At 34.7% G+C, this 2,064-nt stretch carries 2 protein-coding genes; both read left to right on the plus strand.

Annotated elements, in window-relative coordinates:
- Positions 1 to 1,341: IS1634 family transposase (locus IBX40_13075; protein ID MBE0525243.1), on the plus strand; the 1,341-nt coding region annotated here is incomplete at its 5' end.
- Positions 1,342 to 1,538: 197 nt separating this feature from the next.
- A partial coding sequence (locus IBX40_13080; protein ID MBE0525244.1) for a Fic family protein occupies positions 1,539 to 2,064 on the plus strand: 526 nt, incomplete at its 3' end.

The raw sequence follows: 2,064 nt of genomic DNA on the forward strand, positions 1-2,064 counted from the left end.
CTTGGAAGGGCTAGTGGCCCGATAAGTAAAAGCAAAACAGCAGAATGGTTTCAAGATTCATTTTTAGACATCATCTGGTCATTCCCTCACAAGCTGAATACCAACAACTTCACAAACCACATGGATTACATCACAGACGATGTGATGAGGAAGATAGAGGATGATATTGGAAAAAAGCTTGTAGAACAGGGTCTAAAGCCATCGACCTTATTCTTTGATACAACGAATTTTTTCACATACATTGAACATGGTGAGGATATCCCAAAAAAAGGCAAAAGTAAAGAAAAAAGATATGACAAGAACTTAGTTGGATTGGGGTTGGCAGTATCAGATACAAACATTCCTTTTTTCCATGAAACGTACTCAGGAAACATTCACGACTCCAAATCATTTGGAATGATCTTTGATAAAATAGTTGAGAGATTAACTTCGATAAATGTGCCGCATGAGGACATTGTTTTGGTTATCGATAAGGGCTGTAATTCGGAGGTAAATATTGACAAAGTCATCTCAAAAATGCATATCGTTGGTTCAGTGAAGAAAAACCAAGCTGAAGAATTATATGATGTTTCACTTGATGAGTTTGATCTGCTTTATGAAACAACGAAAAAATATAAAGTACTGGGTTATCGAATAAAAAAAGAAGTATTTGGAACTGAATTCACATTAGTGGTGAGGTACCACCATGGGAGTTATAAAAAACAAAAGCAAGCATATGACGAAAAGAAGATTGATATTCTAAGAAGACTTCATGAAATAAAGCAATCTGTTGAGAGAGTTGGGAAAGGCAAGAAAAAAAGTATCACGAATGCGCTGATAGATGCCTCAAAAGTTATCCCGGATGATTACAAGAAGGTGTTTATGTTTAAAGGGTTTGAGAGTGAGAATGTATTTACATTTTTGGTTGATGAGGAAGCTGAGAAAAAATTAGAACTCACTTTTGGCAAGACGATTTTATTTACGGATATGCATGATTGGGATGCGGAAAAAATAGTTACAATGTACAATCAGAAGGATTTTATTGAAAAGGATTTCATGAGTATGAAAGGATTAATGGTAATACCTATGAAACCTTTTTTTATCAGAAAAGATAAAAGAATTCAGGTACATTCATTCCTTTGTGTTATGGGGTTGGTATTCTACAGATATTTGCTATGGAAATTGGAAAAACAGGAGGAGATGCTCTCAGAAACGCGAATTATTGAGGAACTTGAGAAGATTAGAATTGCTCTGGTGAAAAAGGGCAACAAGAAACCGCAGTTTATGTTTGAAACTATGGGATTAGATCAGATGAGACTTTTTACTACACTCGGATTGGATACGGTTTTGAAGGAGGCTTGATTCGAGAAATTCATTTAAAAAAATCTGGTGGCAACAAAAAACGATAGTGGGTGGTGCTATTTTTTATCATCTTTCAAAGTCAGGTAATAAGCTTAAATAACAGTAATAATATAATAATATAATAATAACAGTAATAATATAATAATATAATACTAACAGTAATAATATAATAATAATGGATAAAGGTCGCTAATTTTATGAAGAACAGAGCTGGAAAATTTGTACCGACATCTGCCGGTTATAGTGCATTTGTGCCTGCGGATTTACCGCCATATCCACCTCTGGAATACGATGATGAACTTCATTCATTACTATCAAACGCAGATAGAAATCTTGCAAGATTGGATGGCATTACATCAGTTTTACCAAATCCTGACCTTTTTATTGCCATGTATGTAAAAAAAGAAGCACTCTTGAGTTCACAAATTGAAGGAACTCAGGCATCTCTTGAGGGTGTGCTGGAATTTGAAGCCGATATGACGCCAAAAGATGATGTGAATGAAATTAGGGAAGTAGTGAATTACATCAAAGCGTTAAACTATGGAATCGATAGGCTTAATGAAAGTCCCATGTCTTTGATGGTTTTGAAAGAGATTCACAAAATACTCTTAGAAGGAACAAGAGGTAATGATAAGAATTCAGGTGAATTTAAGATATGTCAAAATTATATAGGTATGTCCGGTGCATCAATAAATGAAGCAATATTTGTTCCACCCACACCAG

The organism is Methanosarcinales archaeon, from assembly GCA_014859725.1.
In the GTDB taxonomy this organism is placed as follows: Archaea; Halobacteriota; Methanosarcinia; order Methanosarcinales; family Methanocomedenaceae; genus Kmv04.